The following is a 2,114-nucleotide window of genomic DNA, read 5'->3' on the forward strand; positions in this document are numbered from 1 at the left end:
GAAGGAATTTATTGGAAATATAATATAAAGAGAATAAAGATTTTACTCAATAATCATAGGATTTTTTGTTAATATTATTTTGAGGAAGTATAAGGAGATTTTAAATAATGAAAAGTTTAAAGGTTGGATTGATTCAACATAAAGCAATAGCAAATAATATTAATATAAATTTAGAGCTAGGCTTAAAGTATATTAGAGGAGCAAAAAATATAGGGGCTGATATAGTGCTTTTTCCTGAGATGTGGTCAAATGGATATAATCCTCCATATGAAGATGCATTTGATAATCCATTAGATGAAAATTATAAAAATGAACGTGAAAAATGGCTTGCTGAGGCTATTGATGAAGAAAGTGAGTATATTAAATCATTTAAAAGGATTGCTAGAGAGTTAGAAATAGGAATTGTAATAACTTATCTTTCAAAGGGGAAAAATAGTCCGCAAAATACAGCATTAGTTATTGATAAAACTGGGGAGATTTTGATGAAATATTCCAAGGTACATACTTGTGATTTCTCCTTAGAAGGATTACTTGAAAGTGGCGATGAGTTTAAAGTATGTGACTTCTGTGGTGTTAAACTTGGAATAATGATTTGCTATGATAGGGAATTTCCTGAAAGTGCTAGAATTTTAATGCTAAAAGGAGCAGAGATAATACTTGTACCTAATGCTTGTGACATGAATCCGGCGAGAATACATCAGTTATCTACTAGAGCCTTTGAAAATATGACAGGTATAGCAATGGCTAATTATCCTGGGGAGAACTGGGGAAATTCTTGTGCATATAGTCCTATAGTTTTTGATGATAATGGAAATTACATTGATAATAAAATTATTTCAGCAAATGATATTAAGGAAGATATAATAATTGCTGAATTTGATTTAGAGAACATTAGAAACTATAGAAAAAGTGAAACCTGGGGAAATGCATATAGGAAGGTTAAGGCATATAAAGATTTATTAGATACTAAGGTTGAAGAACCTTTTATACGAGAAAATAATAATATGTAAAACAGCCTTCTATGACTATTATTATCATAGAAGGCATTAATATGTTTAAATTTAAGAGAATTATTGGGAGTCTTTTTTATCTTCCCAAAGTTGTACGCGTTCTTCAAAACTAACTTCTTTATATACTTGATGTAGCATCCATATATAAGAGAATTCATCACTGAATATGGCATTTGCTACACCGTAGTCAGGAAGCTCTGTTAATGGCTGTATTTCTTTAGAACCTTCATTTAATGCTTTAGAATATGTTTCCTTAATATCTGGTACACTAATATTAAACCAAATAGGTTTAGGATCATCCTGAGTTGGTGCAATTAATCCAAATTGAGGACTTTCATCTAACATATGAAAACGAACTCCGTAAAGGGTAAATACAACTTCATTTTCACCTTTAGGAAGCTTAGTGGCCTCCACAACTTCTATTTCAAATATCTTTTTATATAATTCTAAAGCTTTTAAGCTGTCTGAAACAACCATATCTATTTCTACTCCAACCATGTTAATTCACTCCTTTTGTAAATAAATTTATTATGCCAAGCAACAATTAATGAAAGTTTTAATATATAAGGATGTAATTATAATCAAAAGATATGTTACAGAACTATATAGATAACTATCAGGAAAATGTTGGTATAATAAGTATTTTAAATCAGTATATCATAATTATATTCAAAATCAATAAGTTATAATGATATATATTAGATTTACAATATGTATAAAAACTTATAATAAGAATTTATTTTATTAGAAGGGATAAGTTTAATGTGTATCTTATTAAGTGGTTATTTGATTTATATAGGAGAAATATTTTTATTTTTTTTGAAGAATACTAATTCTAAAAGGAGAAATATAGCTATGAAAGTAAAGTTAGTATGCCAAAGAGATAATGAAACAAAAGAAGTAGATTTGCCTATGAATGAAGAGGAGTTATTAAGGATTCAAGGAACTGTACTTGATAGAGATACTTTAGGATATGTAACAGGAATAGATATAAAATATTATGATGAACAAGGAAATGAAGTAGAGAATATTTTTCTATTAAATAGGCAGTTACAAAAGTGATGAGATAGATTCGGTTTTTAATTATTATTTTAAGTTTTAGGT

The 2,114-nt window shown here is 28.1% G+C and carries 3 protein-coding genes; 2 read left to right on the plus strand and 1 reads right to left on the minus strand.

What is annotated here, in order from left to right:
* Nucleotides 1–107 precede the first annotated feature (107 nt).
* On the plus strand, nt 108–1,010 hold the full coding sequence (locus tag E6248_RS15590; protein ID WP_316341683.1) for a carbon-nitrogen hydrolase family protein: 903 nt from the start codon (nt 108–110) through the stop codon (nt 1,008–1,010).
* A gap of 60 nt (nt 1,011–1,070) precedes the next feature.
* On the opposite strand, the gene E6248_RS15595 is transcribed toward E6248_RS15590, so the two are convergent.
* Entirely contained in the window at nt 1,071–1,508 is a 438-nt protein-coding gene (locus E6248_RS15595; RefSeq protein WP_316341684.1) for a VOC family protein, read from the minus strand.
* 357 nt (nt 1,509–1,865) lie between these two features.
* Between E6248_RS15595 and E6248_RS15600 the strand changes: the two genes are divergently transcribed.
* Complete coding sequence (locus tag E6248_RS15600) at nt 1,866–2,072, plus strand: hypothetical protein (RefSeq protein ID WP_316341685.1); 207 nt, start codon at nt 1,866–1,868, stop codon at nt 2,070–2,072.
* Nucleotides 2,073–2,114: the final 42 nt, after the last annotated feature.

Origin of the sequence: Clostridium sp., assembly GCF_032552055.1 — a bacterium.
Classification (GTDB): Bacteria; Bacillota; Clostridia; order Clostridiales; family Clostridiaceae; genus Clostridium.

What these genes read in the sequence shown, in the direction of transcription:
- E6248_RS15590 (WP_316341683.1), top strand. Translation starts at nt 108, where the DNA reads ATGAAAAGTTTAAAGGTTGGATTGATTCAACATAAAGCAATAGCAAAT.
- E6248_RS15595 (WP_316341684.1), bottom strand. Translation starts at nt 1,508, where the DNA reads ATGGTTGGAGTAGAAATAGATATGGTTGTTTCAGACAGCTTAAAAGCT.
- E6248_RS15600 (WP_316341685.1), top strand. Translation starts at nt 1,866, where the DNA reads ATGAAAGTAAAGTTAGTATGCCAAAGAGATAATGAAACAAAAGAAGTA.